The following is a 25,003-nucleotide window of genomic DNA, read 5'->3' as shown; positions in this document are numbered from 1 at the left end:
AGGAGGGGCGAGGTCTCCCACGGTCTGTACTGCGCTAACAGTCAGAAGCTGGCTTTGTCCCTCCTCCTCCCTTCAAGTCTAGCCATACAAGCTGGCTGGCCAGCGATAGGGCCCGTGCCGGCTACATCAAAGGCTGATCAGTACACATCCCGCCGATACCGCCCATCCTCGATCAATTGCTGCACAGCAGCCTCCCCAAGGATGCCATTGAGCGCCGCATCCACCCCCGCAGCCATGCCTTGCAGGCTGCCGCAGACATACACACACGCACCCTCTGCCAGCCAACGCTTGAACGCCTCGGCCTGCTGCAGCAACACATCCTGCACATACACTTTCTCGGCTTGATCGCGAGAGAACGCCAGGTCCAGCCGTGCCAGGTCGCCGTTGGCCAGCCAGCCTTGCAGCTCTTCACCACACAACAGGTCATGGGCGCGGTTACGCTCACCGAACAGCAGCCAGTTGCGCTGCTCCCCCGCATTCACCCGCGCCCGCATCAGGCTGCGCAGGCCGGCCAGGCCAGTGCCGTTGCCGATCAGGATCATGGGTGCGGCGTGGCCCGGCAGGTGGAAGCTGCTGTTGCGGCGCAGGCGCAGGCTCAAGGTGCCATTGAGCGGCAGGTATTCGGTCAACCAGCCGGAACCCAGGCCCAGCTGCCCATCGGCGTGGCGCTCCTGGCGTACGATCAACTCGAGCACGCCATCGCTGGCAATCGAGGCGATGGAGTATTCACGGCTGCCAATCGGCACCAGGGCATCGACCAGCGCCTGCGGCTGCAGCCCGACCAAGTGATCACGGCGCGTGGGCAACTGGCGACCGGCCAGCGCCTGGGCCAGGGTTTCACTCAGGCCATTGACCTGCACCGCTGTGGTTGCATCGACCGCCATGCCCTTGAGGAACGCGGCTACCCGCGGTGGACCATTGAGTGGCAGCACTTCCACCAGGTCGCCAGCCTCCCAACTGACCGGGGTTTGCGGTTGCAAGCCGAGCAGGTAGACCGGCCGGCCCTGGCTGCCGGGGTTGAGCAGCTTGCGCTGCACCAGCGTCCAGTTGGCGAAACATGGGGCTTGCCAGGCGGCCACCGGCTGGGCCCCGGTCAGTTGCGCCAGCGCTTGCTGCCACTGCTGCAGGGCAGACTGGTCGGCATTGTCCACTTCCACCGGGCTGAACGCGCTGTTGGCCCCGCGCTCGGCGAGCCACGCTTGCAGGCGGCGGGCGAAACCGCAGAAGTGCGGGTACTGGCGATCGCCAAGGGCGAGCAGGGCGTAGCTGAGGTTGTTCAGCGCCCAGGGCTGCCCGAGCACTTTGCGCTCGAAGGCGCGCGCGCTGTCGGGGGCTTCACCGTCGCCGAAGGTGCTGACTACAAACAGTGCGCGGCGGGCCTGGCGCAAGTCTTCCTCACCCAGTTCGGCCAGGGCGCGGACCTGCACCGGCAGGCCGGCTGCCTGCAACTGGCCGGCGCTCTGCCAGGCCAGTTGCTCGGCCAGGCCGCTCTGGCTGGCGAAACCGATCAGCCAGCTGTCGCCGTTGCCACTGTTGGCGGCCACGCTGCCGCGAGCGGCGCGCACCTGGCGCTTCTTGCGGCGGCGGTCGAGGTACAGCAGCCAGCCGGTGACGAAGAACAGCGGCATGGTCAGGCTGGCGATGGTGACGATGATGCGCCCCGGCAGGCCAAAGTATTCACCCACATGCAGGGCGTAGACGCTTTGCAGCAGTTGGGCCTTGAAGGATTTGTCGGTATAGCGCTCCTGGCGCCTGACCTGGCCGGTGGCCGGGTCCAGCACCAGGGTGTTGAAGGCCCGTGGGTGGTCGGCGCTGTCCAGCAAGTAGAACAGGTTGGCCGGCTGACCGCCTGCCGCTGGCAGGCGCAGGTTGTACGCCGCCAGGCCGGGCCCGGCAGCCTGTTTGAGGCTGGCCCAGATGGCATCGTAGTCGACCACCCGCGGCGGCGCATTGGGGTCGACCTTTTGCGGCCCGTGGCGGCCGCGGCCCTCACCGCGTTTGTGCTGCTGGCCAGCGGCCGGGACATCGGCCAGCAGCCTGTTCAGGCCTTCGCGGTACCACTCGTAGGACCAGAACAGCCCGGTCAGGGCAAACAGCAGGTAGAACAGCAGGCACCAGGTGCCGGCCACGGCGTGCAGGTCCCAGTTGAAGGCGCGGCCCTTCTTGGCCCAGTCCAAGGTCAGCCATGTGCGCCAGTTAAGCGCCTTGCGCGGCCAGCGCAGGTACAGGCCGGACAGGCAGAAAAACACCAGCAGCAGGGTGCAAGCGCCCGTGATCTGCCGGCCGGTATCACCCATCGCCAGGAAGCGGTGCAGGGTGAGCATGAGGTTGAAGAAGCCTTGCCCGGCCACTTCGCCCTTGAGCTCGCCGGTGTACGGGTCGGCGTAGCGCAGCAGGCCACGGCGTTCGCCCGGTGCGGGCATGAAGAAGATACGGGCGGCATTGCCTTCGCGCACATCCACCCACAGCATCGATACCTTCTCGTGTTGCTGGGCTTCGACCCGTTGCACCAGCTCGGCTGGCGGCAGTACGCCTTCGGCGCGCACCTCGACCTTCAGCACGTCGGCATTGAAGGCGCGCAGCAGTTCTTCCTGGAACGAGTACAGCGCTCCGGTAATGCCCATCAAGGCCAGCACCAGGCCAGCGGTGATGCCAAAGAACCAGTGCAATTGGAACAGCGTCTTCTTCACCACATCATCACCTTGTGTTTCTGCCGCATGCTGCGCGGCGTGCATTATGCCTTGATACGCAAAAGCCCCGCTCACGGAGATGAACGGGGCCGGGGTGGGTGTTTTTTAGCGTGTTGCGGTTTACCAGCGCCGCCCGGTCAACCCAACCCCTGTCAGAAGTGCACGCTGGTGGTCAGCAATGCCGTGCGCCCAGCCGCCTGGTTGGCGAAGTGGGTGGAGAAGGTCTTGTCGTAGTAAACCTCGTTGGTCAGGTTCTGCACGTTCAATTGCAGGTCGATGTTCTTGGTCAGCTTGTAGGCAGCCATGGCGTCGTAGCGTACATAGCTGTCGACCATGGTGGTGTTGGCTACGCTGCCGTACACGTCATCCACGTAGAACGCACCGCCGCCCACGGTCAGCTTTGGTGTAATCGCGTAGGTGGTCCACACGCTGGCGCTGTTGTTCGGGGTGTTCGGCAACTGGTTGCCGTCGTTGGCCTTGCCCAGCGGGCCGCCGTCGATCTGGCGGGCCTGCATGTAGGTGTAGCCAGCGAACACTTGCCACTTGGCGGTGATCTTGCCGCTGGCCGACAGTTCGATACCCTGCACGCGGGTTTCGCCGACGTTCTCGTAGCTTGTGGTACCGACCTGAACGCGCGCGTTTTCCTTCTCGGTGCGGAACAGCGCGGCGGTCAGCGACAGGCGCTGGTCGAGCAGGTCCCACTTGGTGCCGATTTCGTAGTTGGTGGTTTCTTCCGGCTCCATGTCGCTGCTCAACAGGTTGCCGGCACGGTCGGTGGTGTTGCCCAGTGGGTTGGCCTCCATGCCTTCGCCCAGCATTGCACCCGGTGGGGTAGCAGAGGTGGCGTAGGACACGTAGACGCTGCCGTTGTCGGCCGGTTTCCATACCAGGCCCAGCTGGCCGGTGACGAACTCGCTGGTATCCTTGCCTTTGGCGGCTACGCCCTTGGCATTGACCACGGTGGCGCCAGCAGCGTCATAGGTGCGGTACTGGGTATCGAAGTGGTCGTAACGCAGGCCCATGTTCACCAGCCATGCAGGCGACAACTCAAGGGTGTTGAATACATACAGGGCGCGGGTGTCGCTCTTGGTGTCGGTGCCGGCGTAGTTGCGGGCGATGCTGCCGTTCCACGGGTCATCCGGGTTCGGGTTGCTCAGCGAGGTGCAGTTGTAGCCGCTGTTGGCGCCGATCAGGCCGGGGTTGCACACGGATGCGTTCAGCCCGGTGTTGGTGTTGACGGTGTAGCTGGAGCGGTCGCTTTCTTCGCGGCCCAGCTCGATGCCGGTGGAGAAGCTGTTCTTCATGCCGCCCAGGTAGAACTCGCCAAACAGGTCGGTCTGGTTGGTGGTGGTGGCGGTGTTGCCAACGCGGGTGTTGGCCCGGCGCCAGACGCTGCCGTTGTTGACGTTGCCCTTGCTGTCGTCCGGTTGGGTGAGGATGTAGTCCTGCATGCTGTTGCCGTGGCGCAGGGTGTTCTTCACGGTCAGCGCGTCGGTCAGGTCGTGTTCGATGGCGAAGGTGGCGATATCCACCCGGCTCTTGCGGAAGTCGCGACCGCTCAGGCCATAGAAGTTGTCGCTGTCGCCGCCATCATCCGGCTTGCTCGGGTGGGCCGAAGTACGGGCAGCGCTGCCAGCCAACGGAATGCTGTACGGGATGCCCGAGTCCGGCAGGTCGTCGCTTTCCAGGTGGTAGTAGTCGAGGTTGACGCGGGTTGGCGTGCCCAGGCCGAAGGCCAGCGACGGGGCGATGCCCCAGCGGTCGTAGTTCACCTTGTCGCGGCCGGCGACGTTGCTTTCATGGGTCATCAGGTTCAGGCGGCCGGCCACGGTATCGCTGAATTGGTAGTTACCGTCGAAGGTATAGCGTTGGGTCTGGTCGCTGCCCCAGGTCCAGGCACCGTCCAGCGAGTTGCCCAGGTGCGCGCGCTTGCTCACCAGGTTGATGGTACCGCCCGCTGCCCCGCGGCCACCTACGGCGGAGTTCGGGCCCTTGGCCACTTCAACCGACTCGATGGCGAAGATTTCGCGGGTTTGTGCGCCAGTGTCGCGCACGCCGTCCAGGTAGGTGTCGCCCTGGGCGTCGAAACCGCGAATGAACGGGCGGTCGCCTTGCGGGTTGCCACCTTCGCCGGCGCCGAAGGTAATGCCTGGCACGGTGCGCAGCGCGTCTTGCAGGGTCAGGGCGTTGGTATCCTTGATCATCTGTTGCGGGATCACCGTGACCGAGCGCGGGGTGTCCACCAACGGCGCAGTGTACTTCTGCGAAGCAGCGCGCTCGGTTTTGTAGTCGCTGCTGGCCTGCTCAGCCTTGCCGTTCACGCTGGTGGCATCCAGGGTGATGGCACTGCTGGCAGCCGGGTCGGCGGCGTAGGCCGACGATGCGCCAAGCGCGATGCCTATGGCGCTAACGATCAGACGCGGTGAGCTTACTGCAGATGGTACGGACTGGCGCATTGCTGGAAACCTTCCCCAAGGTGGTGAGGCGGCGGATACTAATGTAATCGATTGTGACTAACAATTGATATTCGTTACCATTCGTGAAGAATTTACAATCTTTACAATTTGCCCTTAAATTTCCAATCGGCTGAAACGTCCTAAGCGGCGAAAAGGCTTGTGTAGCGCAAAAGGGAATCAATATCATTGGGCCTTTACAGTTCCCGACGGTAACCTTGCCATGCTGCTGCACATCCCAGGCCTGTTCGCCGCTGACGAACTGGCCCGTATTCGCGAGGCGCTGGAGCAGGCTGACTGGGCCGATGGCAAGGTGACTGCCGGCTACCAGTCGGCCAAGGCCAAGCACAACCTGCAACTGCCAGAAGGGCACCCGCTGGCCAAGGAAATCGGCACCGCGCTGATCGACCGCCTGTGGAAGACCCCGCGCTTCCTGTCGGCGGCGTTGCCGCACAAGGTGTTCCCGCCACTGATCAATTGCTACCGCGAGGGCGGCAATTTCGGCTTTCACATCGACAATGCCCTGCGCCAGCCCAAGGGCAGCCCGGAGCGCGTGCGTACCGACCTGTCGTCCACGCTGTTTCTCAGCGACCCGGGCAGCTACGACGGGGGGGAACTGGTCATTCAGGACACCTATGGTGAGCAGCAGGTCAAGCTGGCGGCCGGAGACCTGGTGCTGTACCCCGGCACCAGCCTGCACAAGGTCAACCCGGTCACCCGCGGGCAGCGCTATGCCGCCTTCTTCTGGACCCAGAGCCTGGTGCGTGAGGACAGCCAGCGCGCGCTGCTGTTCGAAATGGACAATGCCATCCAGCAACTGACGGCCGATGTGCCAGAACACCCTGCGTTGCTGCAATTGACGGGCACCTACCACAACCTGCTGCGCAACTGGGCCGAGGTCTGACCGTGGGCTATCAGTTGCGGCGTGAGGAAGTGCTGGACGTGGCCGGGTTGCGGGCCATGCTTGAGCAAAGCCCGGGCAAGGCGGCCCAGGCCATCCTGGCAGCGGCGGGGCAGGGCGTGGTCGAAGCGCAGTTGCTGCTCGGGCAGATCCTGCTCGATGGGCGCGGGATTGAAGCCGACGCCGAGGTTGCCCGGCGCTGGTTTGCCATTGCCGCGCAAGGTGGCAACGCCATGGCGCATAACATGCTCGGGCGTTGCCTGGAGCATGGCTGGGGCGGTGCGGTAAACCTGGCTCAAGCCGCCGTGCACTATGCCCGCGCCGCCGATGCCGGGCTTGCCTGGGGGCTGTACAACCTGGGTAACCTGCTGGCGACCGGGCGTGGTGTGCCGGCCAACCAGGCGCAGGCTCTGATGTGCTACGAGAAGGCCGCACAGCAGTGGCATGCCAAGTCGATGAACCTGTACGGGCGCTATCTGGAGCAGGGCATTGCCACCGCGCCCAGCCCCGCGCGTGCGGTGCGCTGGTATCGCCGGTCGGCCGAGGCAGGGGATTTTCGCGGCATGTTCAGCCTGGGGCTGGTGCTGGTCGAGCGTGGCCAGGTAGCCGAGGCTGCGCCTTGGCTGGAGCGTGCGCGGGTCGAGGGTAACCTGAATTTCCTGCGTGCGGCGCTGGTGACCCTGCAGGGCGCGGGGCCGGTGCTCATGGCGTTTGCCGCGCGCTATGCCGAGGAAATCGAACGGCGCGAAGCTTGAAGTTGCCTGTGCTGGCCCAATCGCCGGCAAGCCGGCTCCCACCTCGACAGCGCTGATCTCGGCATCTGCACACATGAAAACGGGGCCTCGCGGCCCCGTTGTGCATTACAGGTAGTAGGCCTTCAGCGGCGGGAAGCCGTTGAATTCCACTGCGCTGTAGCTGGTGGTGTAGGCACCGGTCGACAGCCAGTACAGGCGGTCACCAATGGCCAGGTTCAGCGGCAGGCCGTACTTGTAGTTCTCGTACATGATGTCGGCGCTGTCGCAGGTAGGGCCGGCGATGACCACTTCTTCGGTTTCGCCTTTCTTCTCGGTCCAGATCGGGAACTTGATGGCTTCGTCCATGGTTTCGATCAGGCCGGAGAACTTGCCCACGTCGGTGTAGATCCAGCGCTCGACGGCGGTACGCGACTTGCGTGCAACCAGCACCACTTCGCTGACCAGGATGCCGGCGTTGGCGATCAGCGAACGGCCAGGTTCGAGGATGATTTCCGGCAGCTCGTCACCGAAGTCTTCCTTGAGGAAGCGAATGATTTCTTCGGCGTAGGTTTCCAGGCTGTTGGTACGGGTGATGTAGTTGGCCGGGAAGCCACCGCCCATGTTGATCAGCTTCAGTTCGATGCCGTCTTCTTCCTTCAGGCGCTCGAAGATCACCTTGACCTTGGCGATGGCGGCGTCCCACACGCTGATGTCGCGCTGTTGCGAACCGACGTGGAAGGAGATGCCGTAGGGCACCAGGCCCAGGTCGCGGGCCAGGATCAGCAGGTCCATGGCCATGTCGGTCTGGCAGCCGAATTTGCGCGACAGCGGCCAGTCGGCAGTGGTCGAGCCTTCGGTGAGGATACGCACGTACACTTTCGAGCCCGGGGCGGCCTTGGCGATGTTGCGCAGGTCGGCTTCGGAGTCGGTGGCATACAGGCGCACGCCCTTCTCGTAGAAGTAGCGGATGTCCTTGGACTTCTTGATGGTGTTGCCATAGCTGATGCGGTCAGCGCTGACGCCGCGGCCCAACACCTTGTCCAGCTCGTAGATCGAGGCGATGTCGAAGCTCGAACCTTTCTCCTTGAGCAGGTCGATGATCTCGACAGCCGGGTTGGCCTTCACCGCATAGTAGACCTTGGCGAATTCAAAACCCGCGCGCAGGTCGTCGTAGGCCTGGCTGATCATCTGGGTATCGATGAGTACGAACGGGGTTTCCTGCTTGTCGGCGAACGCCTTCATTTTCTGGAAGGTATCACGCGCGAAATAGTCTTCGACCTGGATCGACATGCTCAGGGACTCCATGGGCAAACTGAAAGATTAAGTGGCTGCAAACTGAACGTCCTCCGTATCCCCACTTTGGTTCGCCTACTCAGTACTTGAGCCGGATGGATCGTTTCCAGCATGGACGTTCGGCGCGCACTTTAGGGCGTGAAGAATGCAGAATCAACAGGCAATCCTGGCGTGATCGGCGTTGATCGGCCACCTGTCGTTTGAATAAACGACTCATATGACCGGCTGATGTTCCCGGTGGTGTTTCAAGCGTAAAAAATTGTGGAATGGACCACGCCGGCCCATGTGCGGGTGAAGCCGCTGCTACAGGGTTTTGACCTACCCTGTGGCAGCAGCTTGATGCCCGATGGCACCGGAGGTGTTCATATTTATGGCCACGCTTTTCTGGTACCCACGTACCGAAAATCGCGCATAAATTTTTTGTTACCGACCAACGGATGCGACGTTTCAGGTGCGGGAAACCCGTATCCGCACCTTGCTGCGCATCACTGGGCAGCGCTCCTCAGGATGCCACCGCCTCGGCCGGGGAGACGATGCTGGTCTTGGCGCCGCGCGAGCGGCCGGAACTCAGGTACGCCGCAATCGACTCCTGGGTCACCTCGCCGAGGAACACCTGCTCGGCATCCAGCACCGGCAGCCACGCCCGGTTGAACTCGTACATGCGCGACAGCAGGATGCGCAGGTGCTCGTCGTGCGAGGCAGTGGCGTTGAACGGGCGCAGGAAGTCACCACAGGTGCCCTGCTGGCGGTGCATGTCCCGCCGGCGTACATAGCCCAGGGCCTTGTTCTGCGCGTTGGTGACCACCACGTAGCGGCGGTCGTGTTCGTCGAGCAGTTCCAGCGCATCGCTTACCGGGGTTTCCGGGCTGACCGCCGGGGCGTTGTCTGCCGCATCTTCGGCGCGCACCAGCAGCAGGCGCTTGAGGGTGCTGTCCTGGCCTACGAAGTTGCTCACGAACTCGTCTGCCGGGTGCGCCAGCAGGGTGTCCGGGTGGTCCAGCTGCAGCAACCTGCCGGCACGGAAGATGGCAATCTTGTCGCCAAGCTTGATCGCTTCGTCGATGTCGTGGCTGACCATGATCACGGTCTTGTTCAGCGCCCGTTGCATTTCGAAGAATTCGTTCTGGATCATTTCACGGTTGATCGGGTCGACCGCGCCGAACGGTTCGTCCATCAACAGCACCGGCGCATCGGCCGCCAGCGCGCGGATCACGCCGATACGCTGCTGCTGGCCACCGGAAAGCTCGCGCGGGTAGCGTTGCAGGTACTGTTTGGGCTCGAGCTTGATCATGTGCATCAGTTCGCGGGCGCGTTCGTGGCATTTCTGCTTGTCCCAGCCGAGCAGGCGCGGCACCACGGTGATGTTCTCTTCGATGGTCATGTTGGGGAACAGGCCGATCTGCTGGATCACATAGCCGATGTGCCGGCGCAGGGTCACTTCGTCCAGCCCGGTGGTGTCCTCGCCATTGATGAACACCTGGCCCGAGGTTGGCGTGATCAGGCGGTTGATCATTTTCAGCGTGGTGCTTTTGCCGCAGCCCGATGGGCCGAGGAACACGCAGATTTCCCCTTCGTTGACGGTGAGGCTTACCGCGTCGACGGCTTTGACGTCCTTGCCGTTGACGTTGAAGGTTTTGCTGAGGTTCTTCAGTTCGATCATGAGCGCAGTCCTTCTGGAGTCAGGGCACGTTGCAGGGTTTGCAGCAGCAGGTCGGCGATGATGGCCAGCAGGCTGACCAGTACCGCGCCGACCAGCAGCATCGACATGTCGCTGCGGCTGATGGAGGTCAGGATCAGCACGCCAAGGCCGCCGGCGCCGATGGTGGCGGCAATGGTCATGACGCCGATGTTCATCACCACGGCGGTACGCACGCCGGCGAGGATCACCGGCACGGCGATGGGCAGCTCGACCATGCGCAGGCGCTGGCCGAAGGTCATGCCGATGCCGCGCGCGGCTTCGCGGATGCCGGGTTCGACATTGGTCAGGGCCAGGTAGGTGTTGCGCATGATCGGCAACAGCGAATACAGGAACACGGCGGTAATCGCTGGGAGCGGCCCGAGGCCTTGGCCGAATTTGGAGTAAAGCGGCAGCAACAGGCCGAACAGGGCGATCGACGGGATGGTCAGCAGTACCGTGGCGCTGGCCTGCAGCGGGCCGGCCAGGGCAGGGAAGCGGGTCATGAGGATGCCCAGCGGCACGCCCACCAGAATCGCCAGGCCCACGGCCACACCGACCAGCATGATGTGTTGGCCGGTCAGGTTCAGTACCTGGGTCCAGTCGAGGTGGTTGAAGGTATCGATCAGGTTCATGGCTGGCCCTCGCTGGTCAGTGGGTGATCGCGCAGGAAGGCGGCGGCCACGGCGGTCGGGTTCTGGTGCTCGACATCGACCTTGGCGTTGAGCTGGCGCATGGTTTCATCGTCCAGTTGCTCGGCCAGCGGTTTGAGCAGCCCCGCCAGCTGCGGGTTGGCGTCGAGCACGGCCTTGCGCACCACCGGCGCGGCCGTGTAGTCAGGGAAGTAGTGCTTGTCGTCTTCCAGCAGCTTCAGGTTGAAGGCGCTCAGGCGGCCATCGGTGGTGTACACCAGGCCGGCGAACACCTGGTTGTTGCGCATGGCGGTGTAGACCAGGCCCGCGTCCATCTGGCGGATGTTGGCGCGGCCCAGTTGCAGGTCGTACATCGCCTTCAGGCCGACCAGGCCATCGGGGCGGTTGGCGAACTCGGTGTCCAGCGCCACCAAGTGCTTGCGCTCGCTTTCGTCACGCAGTACCTGGTTAAGGTCGCTGATGCTGTTGACCTGCGGATAGGCCTCGGCCACTTGCTTGGGCAGGCCCAAGGCGTAGGTGTTGCTGAACTTCGACGGGGTCAGCCAGACCAGGCCTTTTTTCGCGTCCAGCGCCTTGACCTTGGCGTAGGTGGCTTCGGCGCTGGGCATGCGTTCTTCGATGTGGTTGTACGACACCAGCGATACGCCGGTGTATTCCCACATCAGGTCGAGCTGGCCGGTTTCCTGGGCCTGGCGCGCGATGTTGCTACCCAGGCCGGTGGTGACGCGCACGTCGAAACCGTTGGCACGCAGGTACTGCGCGGTGATTTCGGCCAGTACGGTCTGTTCGGTGAACACCCGCGCGCCGATGCGGATCTGGGGCTTTTCCGCTGCCTGGGCAACTCCTGCGAACAGCAAGGCCGCGCCCAGCAGCAAGGCGATTGTTTTCTTCATGCGTTCCCTATCCTTAGTGGGCCAGGCCACGTTCCAGCCAGCGCTTGCTGGAGAAACTCACCGCCGCGTCCAGTAGCAGGGCCAGCAGTGCGGTACAGGCGGCCCCCAGCAGCAGCTGGGGCTGGTTGTTCAGGGCGATGCCGGGGAAGATCAGGCTGCCCAGGCTATTGGCGCCAATCAGGAATGCCAGCGGTGCGGTGCCCACGTTCAAGGCCAGGGCCACGCGAACACCGCCGACAATGATTGGCACGGCGTTGGGCAGCTCGACCTGCCACAGTTGCTGGCGTGGGGTCATGCCAATGCCCGTGGCGGCTTCCTTGAGCGAGGCGGGGACGTTTTTCAGGCCTTCGTAGGTGTTGCGCACGATGGGCAGGAGGGAGGCGAGGAACAGTGCGAAGATCGCCGGCCCGGCGCCGATGCCCAGGATACTCAGGGCGATGGCCAGAACGGCCAGGGGAGGAATGGTATTGCCAACGTTGAAGAACTGCATGAAGCGCTCGGCTTGGTCGACCCGGTGCGGCCGACTGAGCGCAATGCCGGCGGGGATGCCCACGGCCAGTGCCGCCGCCATCGAAGCCAGCACCAATACCAGGTGCGCTTGCAGGTAGAACCCAAGATCGTCGCGATACCGCGCGATCGTGTCGATGCCGATCCAGTGGACCAGCAGGGCCAGGATGACGAGCACGGCGGCCCATCCCAACAGCCCTTTACCGTAGCGTTTAGCCACAGGCGGACTCCTTGTGTTGTCGGCGAGCACACTTCTTGGTTGCCGGCCAGGGGTGGCGGCGGGTGGTGTGTTCGCGAGTAGCAGCCAGATGCAAACCGCAGGCTGCGATCTGGCCATGAGCCGAACCCCGTCGGGCCCGAAAATGCTGATGAAACCAGCCCTCAACCGAAGCGGGTTGCAGGGGAGTGGACGTCTCCAAGGCCCTAAAGGTTCCCATTTGAGGCGGCATTTGGCCAGCGTTAATCACTGGGGGAATGCAAACCTGGCGCGAGAAAACAGCGGCTTGGCGCGCTGCAGGCGTTGAAATAACTGCCCTGTGGCCATTTGTCGTGATAAAGCGATTGTGTGGTGAATCTGCTGCCAGACCTGCAACCTCTCAATCAGCAGATTTTGGTCCCCGCCCAACTTCAGGTATGATATCGCCCCTTTCAAATCCCCCAGTCAGGCGATTTCCCATGACCAACCAGGCCGCCGAAGTCGCGAAGCGCCGCACTTTCGCAATCATTTCCCACCCCGACGCCGGTAAGACCACCATCACCGAAAAGCTGCTGCTGATGGGCAAGGCCATTGCCGTCGCCGGTACCGTGAAGTCGCGCAAGTCCGACCGCCATGCCACTTCCGACTGGATGGAAATGGAGAAGCAGCGCGGCATCTCCATCACCACCTCGGTGATGCAGTTCCCGTACCGCGAGCACATGATCAACCTGCTCGACACCCCCGGCCACGAAGACTTTTCCGAAGACACCTACCGTACCCTGACCGCCGTGGACTCGGCGCTGATGGTGCTGGACGGCGGTAAAGGTGTAGAGCCGCGGACCATCGCCCTGATGGACGTCTGCCGCCTGCGCGACACGCCCATCGTCAGCTTCATCAACAAACTCGACCGTGACATTCGCGACCCGATCGAACTGCTCGACGAGATCGAGGCGGTGCTGAAGATCAAGGCCGCGCCGATCACCTGGCCGATCGGTTGCTACCGTGACTTCAAGGGCGTGTACCACCTCACCGGTGACTACATCGTGGTGTACACCCCTGGCCACGGCCATGAGCGCACCGAGGCCAAGATCATCCAGAAGCTGGACTCCGACGAGGCCCGTGCCCACCTGGGTGACCAATACGATTCGTTCGTCGAGCAACTGGAGCTGGTGCAGGGTGCTTGCCACGAGTTCAACCAGGAAGAGTTCATCAATGGCCAACTGACCCCGGTGTTCTTCGGTACGGCACTCGGTAACTTCGGTGTCGACCACGTGCTCGACGCGGTGGTCGACTGGGCGCCGCGGCCGCTGGGGCGTGTGGCCCACGAACGTACCGTAGAGCCGGTCGAAGAGAAGTTCACCGGTTTCGTGTTCAAGATCCAGGCGAACATGGACCCGAAACACCGCGACCGTATCGCGTTCATGCGCATCTGCTCGGGCAAGTACGAAAAGGGCATGAAGATGCGCCACGTGCGCCTGAACAAGGACCTGCGTATCGGCGATGCGCTGACCTTCTTCTCCTCCGAGCGTGAGCAACTGGAAGAGGCCTTTGCCGGCGACATCATCGGCCTGCACAACCACGGCACCATCCAGATCGGTGATACCTTCACCGAAGGCGAGGCCCTGGGCTTTACCGGTATCCCGCACTTCGCCCCGGAGCTGTTCCGCCGTGTGCGCCTGAAGGACCCGCTGAAGTCCAAGCAGCTGCGCCAGGGCTTGCAGCAGCTGGCGGAAGAGGGTGCCACGCAGGTGTTCTTCCCTGAGCGCAGCAACGACATCATCCTGGGTGCGGTCGGTGTGCTGCAGTTCGACGTGGTCGCCAGCCGCCTGAAGGAAGAGTACAAGGTCGAGTGCGCCTACGAGCCGATCACCGTGTGGTCGGCCCGCTGGATCAGCTGCGACGACAAGAAGAAGCTCGAGGAATTCCAGACCAAGGCCATGGAAAACCTGGCCATCGATGGTGGCGGCCACCTCACTTACCTGGCGCCGACCCGGGTCAACCTGGCGCTGATGGAAGAACGCTGGCCGGACATCAAGTTCCGCGCTACCCGCGAGCACCACTGACTATTGGATTTGGGGCTGCCTTGCAGCCCTTCGCGGGCACGCCCGCTTCCACAAGGCTATCACTGCCCTCAGCTCTGGTGATATCCCTGTGGGAGCGGGCGTGCCCGCGAAGGGCCGCAAAGCGGCCCCATTTCAATTCCCGGCCTTGATACTGGTCCAGATCCGCGTCCTGATACGGTCGATCTTGGCCGGCATCGCCTCCAGCGCATACAGCTTGCCCATCACGGCCTCGCTCGGGTAAATCATCGCATTGCCTTTCAGCGCAGGGTCCACCAGCCCGTCTGCCTTGAGGTTGCCGTTGGCATACTGCACATGGTTGCTGATGTTGGCCATCACCTCCGGCTGCATCAGGTAGTTCATGTAGGCATAGCCAGCCTTTTCATCCGGCGCATCGGCCGGCATGGCCACCATGTCGAACCACAACGGCGCGCCTTCCTTGGGTATCGAATAGCCCACCTTGACGCCGTTGTGCGCCTCTTCGGCGCGGTTCTTCGCCTGCAGCACATCCCCCGAGAAGCCCACCACCACGCAGACATCGCCGTTGGCCAGGTCGCCAGTGTATTTCGAGGAGTGGAAGTAGCTGATGTAGGGCCGTACCTGCATCAACAGCGCCTTGGCCTTGTCGTAGTCTGCCGGGTTCTGGCTGTGGTGCGGCAGGCCCAGGTAGTGCAGGGCAATCGGCAGCAGCTCGGGGCCGTTGTCCAGCACCGCTACACCGCAGCTTTTCAGCTTGCTCATGTATTCGGGCTTGAAGATCAGGTCCCACGAGTCCAGCGGCGCGTTGTCGCCCAGTACCGCCTTGACCTTGTCGATGTTGTAGCCGATTCCGGTGCTGCCCCACAGGTAGGGGAAACCGTACTGGTTGCCCGGGTCATTCACCTCCAGCGCCTTGAGCAGCACCGGGTTGAGGTTCTGCCAGTTGGGCAGCTGCGACTTGTCCAGGCGTTTCAAGGCCTTGCCCTGGATCTGCCGGGCCATGAAGTGGTTGGAGGGGAACACCACGTCGTAGCCAGAGTTGCCGGTCATCAGCTTGCCGTCGAGGGTTTCGTTGCTGTCATACACGTCGTAGGTGGGCACGATGCCAGTGGCTTGCTGGAAATTTTTCAGCGTGTCGGGTGCCACGTAGCTGGACCAGTTGTAGATTTTCACCGTTTCGGCGGCACTGGCCACACTGGCGGCCAGCATCAAGGGTGCAAGAAGGCGTGTGCGCATGTCGGGGTTACCTTGCTTTGTCTGTCGTTATCGAAGGCAGGCGATTAGCGGATCAGAAAATCAGTACGTAGGTCTTGCGCACGGTTTCCTGGATGTCCCAGGTGCCGGTGCTATTGGCCGGTAGCATCAATGCGTCTCCGGCTTCTATAAGCAGGGGCTCGCCACCGTCGGGGGTGAAGGTGCAGCGGCCCTTGATGAAATGGCAGAACTCCTGTTGCACGATCTGCCGCCGCCAACGCCCGGGGGTGCACTCCCAGATACCGGTTTCGACGCCGTCGTCGCGTTCCACGCTGGTGACCGAAGCCACTGCCACGGGTTCGCCGAGCGGCACCGCTACCGGGCTGGCGCTAGCCAGTGCGACGCTGTCGGTATTCTTGAACTGGGTGATGCGCATGACCGGTGGATCCTGTGTAGGGGAAAGGGAATCAGTGCATGAAGCCTTCCATGAAGTCCGCGAGCGAGCTGGCCAGGCGCCGCCTCCAAGGCGCGCTGGCGGGGTTGGCGAGGGTCCGGTCCTCGTGGACGAAGCTCTGGATGATTGCGTTGTAGCCCAGCCAGCGGCAGGGCTCGGGGGGCCAGCTGGCCAGGCTTGAAACCGGGCGGTTGTCGAGCACCCACGGTTGCGCCGTCAGCGCGTTGTGCTGGTTGAGGATCAGGGCCGCCAGGGTCCGCCCGCCCAGGTTGGTGGCGCCAACGCCTTCGCCGCCGTAACCGCCGGCCAGGGCGATGCCGCGCTGGCGGTCGCAGAGCATGTGTGGGCGGAAGCGCCGCGCCATGCCAAGGTTGCCACCCCACGAGTGGGTGATGCGCACATGCTTGAGCTGTGGGAACAGTTCGCTGAACAGGTAGCGGCGCAGCTCGATTTCGTGTTCGTCGAGGTTGAAGTTTTCACGCAGGCGGCCGCCGAAGCGGTACCCGCCCCGGGCGCCGAATACCAGCCGGTTGTCGGCCGTGCGCTGGCCATAGGTGACCTGGCGGCTGCTTTCGCTGAAGGCCTGGCCCTGGCTCAGGCCGATCTGTTCCCAGGTCGCCTCGGGTAGTGGCTCGGTGGCCACCAGCAGGCTCTGCACCGGCAGTTGGTGTTTGCCCAACGGTGGCAGGCTGGCGGCGTAGCCTTCCACGGCGGGCACCACCCATTGGCAGCGAATGCGCGCCAGTGGTGTACGCACCTCACCCGGTTGCCAGTCGATGGCTGGGGTATTTTCGTAGATCGGTACACCCAGCGCTTCCAGCGCCCGGGCCAGGCCCCGGGCGAGCATGGCCGGCTGAATGGTCGCCGTGTGCGGGCTGTAGATCGCGCCATAGGCGTTGCTGACCCGTAGCTGCGCGTCCAGCTGTTCGGGGCGCAACCAACGGTAGTCGTCTTCGGTCATGCCCTGGCGGTACAGGTCGTCGAGGTAGGCGCGCAGGCTGCGTTCCTGTTCCGGGTAGCGCGCGGCGCAATACAGCACGCCCCCTTTGCGGTAGTGGCAGTCGATGCCTTCGCGCTGCAGCACGCTGTGCACCTCGTCCGGAATCCCGTGCAGCAGGTCGATGCTGGCGCGGCGCTGCTGCGGTGACAGGCTGGCGAGCAGGCGGTCTTCGCCGAGCAGGTTGCCCATCAGCCAGCCACCGTTGCGCCCAGAGGCGCCGAAACCGGCGATGTTGGCATCGATCAGTGCAATGTTCAGCTGGGGTGCCTGGCGCTTGAGGTAGTAGGCGGTCCACAGCCCGGTGTAGCCCGCGCCGATGATGCACACATCCGCGTCCAGGTCGTCGCGCAGGGCCGGGCGGGCGCACAGCGGCTCGTCGAGCTGGTCCATCCACAGGCTGAGCGTGCGCAGGGGTTGCATCGGGTTCGGCTCCACGTCCGTCAAGGTCTGTGGCCGATCCTAGTCGGGCGAGTGGGCGGCTGTCTTACGTGCGTGCACGCAGGGAAATTTGCTTCAGGTAGGCCTTGGGTGTGAGCCCGGTGTGTTCACGGAAGCACTTGTAGAACGCCGACAGCGAATTGAAGCCAGCGTTGAACGCCAGGTCATCGATGGGTGTTCCGGCGCTGTTGTCATCAAGGCTGGCCATCAGGTGCTGCAGGCGCGCCTGGTTGACGTAGCGGTAGAAGCTTTGCCCAAGCACCTGGTTCAGCAGGTAGGAAATCTGGTTGCGACTGTAGCCACTGGCATCGGCAACTTGCTGCAGATCCAGTTCAGGGTCCAGGTAGGGGCGCTGGCGCTGAAAATAGTGTTCCAGGTCCTGGGCCATGGTCGACAGCTGCCGCGGTGACAGGCCCAGGCGGCTGGTGGCTGGCCGCGCGCCGCCGGTGCCCGCGGTGTTGCCGTGCTGGCGCACCAGGGTCGCATATTCGTTGACCCGCCAGATCAGGCCGTCCCTCACCGTAATTGCCTCGCTGGACTGAAACGCCACCAGGCCATCGCCGCCCTGCACCGTAACCTGGTACTGGATGAACGCGGTGCAGCCATCGACGCGGATACGGTCACTGTGGACGATGTCTTCGCCGGCTTCGTGGGGTAGGCAGGCGCGCACGTAGTCGCGCAGTTCGCGATAGCCCAGCACGCGGTTCTGGAAGAAGTCGTGATACTGGACATCGGGGTGATAAAGCGCCATCACGCCGTCGAGGTCACGGTGCTTCCAGCACAGGTGGTAGCGCAGCACGGTCTCGGCGGTGAGTGGGGTCTGGGCGGGGTCATCGGGAAGCGTCATGGCTGGATCATGCCTTGCCGGCCAAGCCATCACAAGAATGCAGAACACCTGATGGATAGGGCGCTTTCGCGCATTTTGCACGGTTCAGCAGGCGGCCAGCGAGCTAAGCCACTGATTTGTATGGGCGTCATTTTTTGTCACAGCTGGCACAGCTACTGCAAAGGTTACTGCGCGAATGGAATTCTCGCTAACAACATAAGGCGCACACATCATGATCACCTCTGCCGACTACCCCGCTGTCGATACGCAAAGCCGTTCAGGTGTTTCCTGGGCGGCCATCTTCGCTGGCGCGGCTGCTGCCGCATCCGTTTCCCTCATCCTTGTGGTACTGGGCGCGGGATTGGGCTTCGCCGCCACCTCGCCTTGGGCTGACGAAGGGGCGAGTGCCAAAGCCCTGGGCGTTTCTACCATTGTCTGGCTGCTGCTCACGCAGATCATCGCATCGGGCATGGGCGGTTATATTGCCGGCCGGCTGCGGGTGAAGTGGGCGAACCTGCACGGTGACGAGGTGTACTTCCGCGATACCGCGCATGGCTTCCTGTCGTGGGCAGTGGCCACCCTGGTCGCCGCCATGCTGGTGCTGGGTGCGGCGGGCAACCTGGTAGGTGCCGGGGCCAGCGCTGCGTCGCAAGCGGCCACGGTGTCTGCTGCCGCAGGTGCATCGGCGGCTACCGGCAGCAACAATGACTCGATGGGGTACTTCGTCGACAGCCTGTTCCGCGGTGACGGCCCGGCGCCAGTCAGCGAAGACGCCGCCAATGGGGTTGCCGCGCGCATTCTGGCCAAGGGCATTGCCGGGGACGGCGCATTGCCTCCGGAGGACCGTACCTACCTGGCGCAGTTGGTGGCGCAGCGTACCCGCCTGACCCAGGCCGAAGCCGAAGCTCGCGTGGACCAGGTAATGGCTCAGGTGCAGCAGCTGAAAAACGATGCCAAGCAAGCGGCCGACACTGCCGCCAAGGTAGCTGCCTGGACTGCCCTGTGGACCTTCGTCGCGCTGCTGTGCGGCGCCTTTATCGCCAGCGTCGCGGCCCTGTATGGCGGCCGCCTGCGCGACCGCGTGCAGTGGCTGGAAGGCGACTACGTCACTACCCGCACCGTTCAACGTTAAGCAAGGAGAATTATCATGCGCTCGATATTGCTGTGGATGCTTGGAGTACCGATTCCCGTGATCATCCTGATTGCACTGTTCATGCACTGACAGTAAGGGCGGCCCAGGCCGCCCTTTGCTATTGCCACCATTGACGGAGGTTGAACATGCGCTCGATATTGCTGTGGATGATCGGCGTGCCGATACCGGTGATTATCCTGATCTGGATTTTCATGCATTGAGCGGCTGGGGGCCGCGGTGCGGCCCATCGCGGCGCAAGGCCGCTTCTGCAGAGGTCGCGTGAACCTCACGCCAGCGCAGACCGCTCTGGCAACTGATTAAAGAAACTGCTCCGCGTAATGACAGGCCACTTGCCGTGTACCGACTTGCCTGAACGCCGGCACGTCCTTGGCGCAGCGCTCAGTGGCATGTGGGCAGCGCTTGTGGAACGCGCAGCCGTCCGGCGGGTTCAGCGGGTTGGGCAACTCCCCGGCAATTCTGATTTTCGGCTTCAGCGGGTCGGGATGAATCGCCGGTGTCGCTGACAGCAGTGCCTGGGTGTACGGGTGCAGCGGCTTCTCGTAGATGTCCTCCTTAGGCCCCATTTCCGCAGGCCTTCCCAGGTACATCACCAGCACCTGGTCGGCCACGTGCCGCACCACCGCGAGGTTGTGCGAGATGAACACGTAGGCGGTGTTGAACTCCTTCTGCAAGTCCATGAACAGGTTCAGTACCTGTGCCTGGATCGACACGTCCAGCGCGGAAGTCGGTTCGTCTGCCACCAGTACCTTGGGCTGCAGCATCATCGCCCGGGCCAGGGCGATGCGCTGGCGCTGGCCGCCAGAGAACATGTGCGGGTAGCGCTGATAATGCTCGGGGCGCAGGCCGACCTGCTCCATCATCTTCTGCACCTTGTCTCGCCGTTCGGCCTTGCTTAGCGAGGTGTTGATCAGCAAAGGTTCGGCCAACTGGTCGCCAATCTTCTGCCGCGGGTTGAGCGAAGCGTAGGGGCTCTGGAATACCATCTGCACGTCGCGGCGCAGTTGCTTGCGCTGGGCCTTGCTGGCGCCAGTGACTTCGGTGCCGGCAATTTGCAGGGAGCCGGAAGACGGCTCTTCGATCAATGTCAGGGCGCGGGCCAGGGTCGACTTGCCGCAGCCAGACTCACCCACCACCGCCAGGGTCTTGCCGGCCTCCAGCTCGAACGACACGCCGTTGAGCGCGCGGACCAGTGCGTGGCCTTTGAACAGCCCGCGGGATACTTCGTAATGCCGGGTCAATTCCCGGGCAGTCAGAACCACGGCCATTACGCCACCTCCTGGTTCAGCGGGTAGAAGCAACGCACCAGGCTGTGCGCCTGAGGGTCGAGGGGCGGGCGCTGGCGCCGGCAGTTGTCCTGTACATAAGGGCAGCGCGGCGACAGCAGGCAGCCCACGGGCCGGTCGTAGCGGCCAGGCACGATGCCGGGCAGGGTAGCCAGGCGTTCGGCGCCAAGGCTGTGTTCGGGGATGGCCGCCAGCAGGGCTTCGCTGTAAGGGTGGGCCGGCAGGTCGAACAGCTCCGGAACCTGGCCAACTTCCACCGCCTGGCCGGCATACATCACGCACACCCGCCTGGCCGTTTCGGCGACCACGGCAAGGTCGTGGGTGATGAGGATCAGCGCCATGTTGCGCTCTTTCTGCAGGTTCACCAGCAGTTCCATGATCTGCGCCTGGATCGTCACGTCCAGCGCGGTGGTGGGCTCATCGGCGATCAGCAGCTTGGGTTCGCCGGCAATCGCCATGGCAATTGCCACACGCTGGCTCATGCCGCCGGACAACTGGTGCGGGTAGGCATCCAGGCGGCTTTCCGCCGCCGGGATCTCGACCTTTTTCAATAGCTCAAGGGCACGTTGGCGCGCTGCCTTGCCCTTCAGGCCCAAGTGTTGGCGCAACACCTCCTCGATCTGGAAGCCTACCGTGTAGCTGGGGTTCAGTGCGGTCATCGGGTCCTGGAAGACCATGGCGATGTCCTTGCCCACCACCTTGCGCCGTTGCCGGCCGCTGAGCTTGAGCATGTCGGTGCCGTCGAACGTGAGGGCGTCGGCGGTAATGCGCCCAGGCGCATCGATCAGGCCCATCAGGGCCATCATGGTGACCGATTTACCCGAGCCGGACTCGCCAACGATCGCCAGGATCTCGCCGGCGTCCACCGCCAGGTCCAGGCCATCGACCACCGGTACGGCAGTGGCGTCGCCGAAGCGCACGTTCAGGTTGTTGATCTGTAACAGTGACATGGCGTTCTCCTCAGGCGGCGTTCTTGAGTTTCGGGTCCAGCGCATCGCGCAGGCCGTCGCCCATCAGGTTGATTGCCAACACACTGAGCAGAATGGTCAGGCCGGGCAGGCTCACCACCCACCAGGCACGCTCGATGTAGTCACGCGCCGAAGCCAGCATGGTGCCCCACTCGGGGGTGGGCGGCTGCACGCCCAGGCCAAGGAAGCCCAGGGCGGCGGCGTCGAGGATCGCCGAGGAAAAACTCAAGGTGGCCTGCACGATCAACGGTGCCATGCAGTTGGGCAGCACCGTGACGAACATCAGGCGTGGCAAGCCGGCGCCGGCCAGGCGTGCGGCCGTGACGTAGTCGCGGTTCAGCTCGCCCATGACGGCGGCGCGGGTCAGGCGCACGTAAGAGGGCAGCGATACGATGGCGATCGCAATCACCGTGTTGATCAGGCCTGGGCCGAGAATGGCGACGATCGCCACCGCCAGCAGCAGCGACGGCAGGGCCAGCATCACGTCCATCAGGCGCATGATCGACGGGCCCAGCAGTTGCGGGAAGAACCCGGCCAGCAGGCCTAGCAGGATGCCCGGGATCAGCGACATCACCACCGAGGACAGGCCGATCAGCAGCGACAGCCGCGCGCCCTGGATCAGGCGTGAAAGCAGGTCGCGGCCGAGTTCGTCGGTGCCAAGGATGAACTGCCAGGTGCCGCCCTCCAGCCACACCGGTGGGGTCAACAGGAAGTCGCGGTACTGCTCGCTGGGGTCATGGGGGGCGACCCATGGCGCGAACAGCGCGCAGAACACCACCAGGCACATGAACGCCAGGCCCATCACCGCGCCTTTGTTGCGCGCGAAGGCTTGCCAGAATTCTTTGTACGGCGAAGGGTAGAGCAGGCTTTGGTCCACCGGGCTGGCCGGCGACACGGATTTCGGAATCGGGCTAGTCATGGCAAGGGCCTCAGCGCTGATGACGGATGCGTGGGTTGGCCAGGCCGTAGAGAATGTCCACGACGAAGTTGACCAGGATTACCAGGCAGGCGATCAGCAGGATGCCGTTCTGGACCACGGGGTAGTCACGGGCGCCGATGGCTTCGATCAGCCATTTGCCGATGCCCGGCCAGGAGAAGATGGTTTCGGTCAGCACCGCACCGGCCAACAGCGTGCCGACCTGCAGGCCGAACACGGTGAGCACCGGGATCAATGCGTTGCGCAAGCCATGCACGAACACTACCCGGGCCGGCGACAGGCCTTTGGCACGGGCTGTACGGATGTAGTCCTCGCGCAGCACTTCAAGCATCGATGAGCGGGTCATGCGCGCGATTACCGCCAGCGGGATGGTGCCGAGCACGATGGCAGGCAGAATCAGGTGCATCACTGCGTCCTTGAATGAACCTTCCTCATCGCTGAGCAGGGTGTCGATCAGCATGAAGCCGGTTTTCGGCTCGATGTCGTAGAGCAGGTCGATGCGCCCGGACACCGGGGTCCAGCCCAGGCTCACCGAGAAGAACATGATCAGGATCAGACCCCACCAGAAGATCGGCATCGAATAGCCCGCCAGGGATATGCCCATTACCCCGTGGTCGAACAGCGAGCCGCGTTTGAGCGCCGCGATCACCCCGGCCAGCAGGCCGACCACGCCAGCGAACAACAGCGCGGCAAAGGCCAGTTCCAGGGTGGCCGGGAACAAGGTCAGGAACTCGCGCCACACGCTTTCGCGGGTGCGCAGCGATTCACCCAGGTCGCCCTGGGCCAGCTTGCCGACATAGTCCAGGTACTGGACCGGCAGGGGTTTGTTCAAGCCCAGGCGCTCCATGGCCTGGGCATGCATTTCGGGGTCGACCCTGCGCTCGCCCATCATCACTTCCACCGGGTCGCCGGGGATCAGGCGTATGAGCGCGAAAGTCAGCAACGTGATGCCGAAAAAGGTCGGTATCAGCAGGCCAAGGCGCCGGGCAATAAAACTCAACATTGTCGGGGTTACCTCATCAGACCGTACGGCCAGCAGCACGCTACGGCAATGCCGCCGGTTCCCTGCTGGGCGCCGGCGGTCGTCGTTGTTCTACTTCACCCGGGTGGTGGCGAAGTTGTTTTTGGCCAGAGGGCTGATCACGTAGCCCTCTACATTGTCACGCATGGCGGTGAACATCTTCGGGTGGGCCATGCTGATCCACGGTTGGTCGTCATCGTACACCTTCAATGCCTCGCTATAGAGCCTTGCCCGTTCGTCGTTGTCGACCACCTCGCGGGCTCGGCTGATCAGCTCCTGAAACTTAGGGTTGCACCAGCGCGCATAGTTCTCGCCGGTCTTGGCCGCCTCGCAACTGAGCAGGGGGGTGAGGAAGTTGTCCGGGTCGCCGTTGTCGCCCGCCCAGCCGGTGGAAACCAGGTCGGCTTCACCGCGCTTGGCGCGGCGCAGCATCTCGGCCCACTCCATCACACGGATATCCAGCTTCAGGCCGATCTGGCCGAGGTCGGCCTGCAGCATCTCGGCCGACAGGCGCGGGTTGGGGTTGGTCATGCCACCGCCGTTGCGGGTGAACAGGGTGATGACGGTGCCCTCCGGCACACCCGCCTCCTTGAGCAGGGCGCGCGCCTTGGCAAGGTCACGCGGCGGGTTCTGGTTGGCCGGGTTGAAGCCCATCATGCTGGGCGGGTAGGGGTTCACCCCGACCAAGGCATTACCTTTGCCGAACAGCTGGTCGACGTGGGTCTGGCGGTCGAATGCCATGTTGATGGCTTTACGCACACGCACGTCGCTGAGGTACTTGTGCTGGGTGTTCATGGCAACATAGCCGGTCACCAGCGCTTCGGTTTCGGCCACCTTGAGGGTGCGGTCGGCCTTGATCGAGGGCACGTCGTCCGGCTTGGGGTACAGCGCCACCTGGCACTCGTTGGCGCGCAATTTCTGCAGGCGCACATTGCTGTCGGTGGCAATGGCGAAGATCAGGGCGTCGGCCGGCGGTTTGCCGCGGAAGTAGTCGGGGTTGGGTTTGAAGCGGACCTGCGCGTCCTTGTTGTAGCGCTGGAAGATGAACGGCCCGGTGCCGATGGGTTTGCTGTTCAGCTCGGCGGTCTTGCCGGCCTTGAGCAACTGGTCGCCGTATTCTGCCGAATAGATAGAGGTGAAGCCCATGGCCATGTCATGCAGGAACGGTGCTTCGGGGCGGGTGAGGGTGATCACCACGGTATGCTCGTCGGTCTTGTCCACCGCCTTGAGCAACTGGCTGAAGGCCATGCTCTCGAAGTAAGGGTAGCCGACGCTGGTCTTGTCGTGCCACGGGTGCGCCGGGTCCAGCTGGCGCCGCAGGCTCCACAGCACATCGTCGGCGTTGAATTCGCGGGTGGGTGTGAAGTAGTCGGTGCTGTGGAACTTCACGCCCTTGCGCAGGTGAAAGGTATAGGTCAGGCCATCTGCTGAAATGTCCCAGCGCTCGGCCAGGGCCGGCTCGATGTCGGTGGTCCCGGGCTTGAAGTCCACCAGGCGGTTGAACAGTGTTTCAGAGGACGCATCGAAGGTGACGCCGGTGGTGTACTGGACCACGTCGAAGCCCTCCGGGCTGGCTTCGGTGCAGACCACCAGCGGCTTGGCCGCCAGTTGCGTGGCACTGCCGAGCACCAGCGCAGCCAGCGCCAGGCGTAGCGGTCGCGACTTGATGAAAACTCTGTGCATGGGTTGAAGACT

The 25,003-nt window shown here is 63.5% G+C and carries 20 protein-coding genes; 4 read left to right on the top strand and 16 right to left on the bottom strand.

What is annotated here, in order from left to right; translation table 11 throughout:
* Window positions 1–137: 137 nt before the first annotated feature.
* Together B3361_RS13795 and B3361_RS13790 are read right to left on the bottom strand one after the other, a co-directional pair.
* Complete coding sequence (locus B3361_RS13795) at window positions 138–2,693, bottom strand: sulfite reductase flavoprotein subunit alpha (RefSeq protein WP_286920249.1); 2,556 nt, start codon at window positions 2,691–2,693, stop codon at window positions 138–140.
* Between the two features lie 149 nt (window positions 2,694–2,842).
* Window positions 2,843–5,146: a TonB-dependent receptor gene (locus B3361_RS13790; RefSeq protein WP_054905879.1), complete on the bottom strand. Its 2,304-nt coding sequence runs from the start codon at window positions 5,144–5,146 to the stop codon at window positions 2,843–2,845.
* A gap of 220 nt (window positions 5,147–5,366) precedes the next feature.
* Between B3361_RS13790 and B3361_RS13785 the strand changes: the two genes are divergently transcribed.
* Window positions 5,367–6,047: a Fe2+-dependent dioxygenase gene (locus tag B3361_RS13785; RefSeq protein ID WP_054905880.1), complete on the top strand. Its 681-nt coding sequence runs from the start codon at window positions 5,367–5,369 to the stop codon at window positions 6,045–6,047.
* A 2-nt stretch (window positions 6,048–6,049) separates the two neighbouring features.
* The gene (locus B3361_RS13780; protein WP_054882129.1) at window positions 6,050–6,799 is read left to right on the top strand and encodes a tetratricopeptide repeat protein; all 750 of its coding nucleotides are present in this window, start codon (window positions 6,050–6,052) and stop codon (window positions 6,797–6,799) included.
* Window positions 6,800–6,904: 105 nt separating this feature from the next.
* Here the strand turns inward: B3361_RS13780 and B3361_RS13775 are convergent, their stop codons facing one another.
* The 5 genes from B3361_RS13775 to B3361_RS13755 form a co-directional block, all read right to left on the bottom strand.
* Window positions 6,905–8,068 carry a type III PLP-dependent enzyme gene (locus tag B3361_RS13775; RefSeq protein ID WP_029885071.1) on the bottom strand — a complete coding sequence of 388 codons (1,164 nt, stop codon included), beginning with the start codon at window positions 8,066–8,068 and terminating at the stop codon, window positions 6,905–6,907.
* A gap of 505 nt (window positions 8,069–8,573) precedes the next feature.
* Window positions 8,574–9,731, bottom strand: coding sequence for a betaine/proline/choline family ABC transporter ATP-binding protein (locus tag B3361_RS13770; protein WP_054882130.1), 1,158 nt, complete (start codon window positions 9,729–9,731; stop codon window positions 8,574–8,576).
* Entirely contained in the window at window positions 9,728–10,381 is a 654-nt protein-coding gene (locus B3361_RS13765; protein WP_054905881.1) for an ABC transporter permease, read from the bottom strand. Before B3361_RS13765 ends, B3361_RS13770 begins: the two co-directional genes overlap by 4 nt.
* Window positions 10,378–11,292 (bottom strand): glycine betaine ABC transporter substrate-binding protein, encoded by a 915-nt coding sequence (locus tag B3361_RS13760; protein ID WP_029885068.1) that lies wholly within the window; start codon window positions 11,290–11,292, stop codon window positions 10,378–10,380. Before B3361_RS13760 ends, B3361_RS13765 begins: the two co-directional genes overlap by 4 nt.
* 13 nt (window positions 11,293–11,305) lie before the next feature.
* A complete protein-coding gene (locus B3361_RS13755; protein ID WP_054905882.1) occupies window positions 11,306–12,019 on the bottom strand; it encodes an ABC transporter permease in 714 nt (237 codons plus the stop codon).
* Window positions 12,020–12,474: 455 nt separating this feature from the next.
* Here B3361_RS13755 and B3361_RS13750 point away from each other — a divergent pair, with 455 nt between their 5' ends.
* On the top strand, window positions 12,475–14,058 hold the full coding sequence (locus tag B3361_RS13750) for a peptide chain release factor 3 (protein ID WP_003248481.1): 1,584 nt from the start codon (window positions 12,475–12,477) through the stop codon (window positions 14,056–14,058).
* Window positions 14,059–14,190: 132 nt separating this feature from the next.
* On the opposite strand, the gene B3361_RS13745 is transcribed toward B3361_RS13750, so the two are convergent.
* The 4 genes from B3361_RS13745 to B3361_RS13730 all read right to left on the bottom strand — a co-directional run bounded on the left by B3361_RS13745 (window position 14,191) and on the right by B3361_RS13730 (window position 17,967).
* Window positions 14,191–15,270: a polyamine ABC transporter substrate-binding protein gene (locus B3361_RS13745; RefSeq protein ID WP_029885066.1), complete on the bottom strand. Its 1,080-nt coding sequence runs from the start codon at window positions 15,268–15,270 to the stop codon at window positions 14,191–14,193.
* 52 nt (window positions 15,271–15,322) lie between these two features.
* Window positions 15,323–15,664, bottom strand: coding sequence for a cupin domain-containing protein (locus tag B3361_RS13740; RefSeq protein WP_009685143.1), 342 nt, complete (start codon window positions 15,662–15,664; stop codon window positions 15,323–15,325).
* Window positions 15,665–15,695: 31 nt separating this feature from the next.
* Window positions 15,696–17,102 (bottom strand): NAD(P)/FAD-dependent oxidoreductase, encoded by a 1,407-nt coding sequence (locus B3361_RS13735; RefSeq protein WP_029885065.1) that lies wholly within the window; start codon window positions 17,100–17,102, stop codon window positions 15,696–15,698.
* Window positions 17,103–17,166: 64 nt separating this feature from the next.
* On the bottom strand, window positions 17,167–17,967 hold the full coding sequence (locus B3361_RS13730) for an AraC family transcriptional regulator (RefSeq protein WP_009685145.1): 801 nt from the start codon (window positions 17,965–17,967) through the stop codon (window positions 17,167–17,169).
* 211 nt (window positions 17,968–18,178) lie between these two features.
* Here B3361_RS13730 and B3361_RS13725 point away from each other — a divergent pair, with 211 nt between their 5' ends.
* Window positions 18,179–19,078 carry a hypothetical protein gene (locus B3361_RS13725; RefSeq protein WP_029885064.1) on the top strand — a complete coding sequence of 300 codons (900 nt, stop codon included), beginning with the start codon at window positions 18,179–18,181 and terminating at the stop codon, window positions 19,076–19,078.
* Between the two features lie 317 nt (window positions 19,079–19,395).
* On the opposite strand, the gene B3361_RS13720 is transcribed toward B3361_RS13725, so the two are convergent.
* The 5 genes from B3361_RS13720 to B3361_RS13700 form a co-directional block, all read right to left on the bottom strand.
* The gene (locus tag B3361_RS13720; protein WP_009685148.1) at window positions 19,396–20,364 is read right to left on the bottom strand and encodes a peptide ABC transporter ATP-binding protein; all 969 of its coding nucleotides are present in this window, start codon (window positions 20,362–20,364) and stop codon (window positions 19,396–19,398) included.
* Window positions 20,364–21,332 (bottom strand): ABC transporter ATP-binding protein, encoded by a 969-nt coding sequence (locus B3361_RS13715; RefSeq protein ID WP_029885062.1) that lies wholly within the window; start codon window positions 21,330–21,332, stop codon window positions 20,364–20,366. Before B3361_RS13715 ends, B3361_RS13720 begins: the two co-directional genes overlap by 1 nt.
* 10 nt (window positions 21,333–21,342) lie before the next feature.
* Window positions 21,343–22,269, bottom strand: coding sequence for an ABC transporter permease subunit (locus B3361_RS13710; RefSeq protein ID WP_009685150.1), 927 nt, complete (start codon window positions 22,267–22,269; stop codon window positions 21,343–21,345).
* A 10-nt stretch (window positions 22,270–22,279) separates the two neighbouring features.
* Window positions 22,280–23,290, bottom strand: coding sequence for an ABC transporter permease subunit (locus B3361_RS13705; RefSeq protein WP_009685151.1), 1,011 nt, complete (start codon window positions 23,288–23,290; stop codon window positions 22,280–22,282).
* Between the two features lie 90 nt (window positions 23,291–23,380).
* Window positions 23,381–24,991, bottom strand: a complete 1,611-nt coding sequence (locus tag B3361_RS13700) for an ABC transporter substrate-binding protein (protein WP_054890023.1) — start codon at window positions 24,989–24,991, stop codon at window positions 23,381–23,383.
* Window positions 24,992–25,003: the final 12 nt, after the last annotated feature.

The organism is Pseudomonas sp. UBA6699 (assembly GCF_002454615.1).
Classification (GTDB): Bacteria; Pseudomonadota; Gammaproteobacteria; order Pseudomonadales; family Pseudomonadaceae; genus Aquipseudomonas; species Aquipseudomonas juntendi.
The sequence above is the reverse complement of the archived record's forward strand: the minus strand, read 5'-3'. Positions and strand labels throughout refer to the sequence as shown.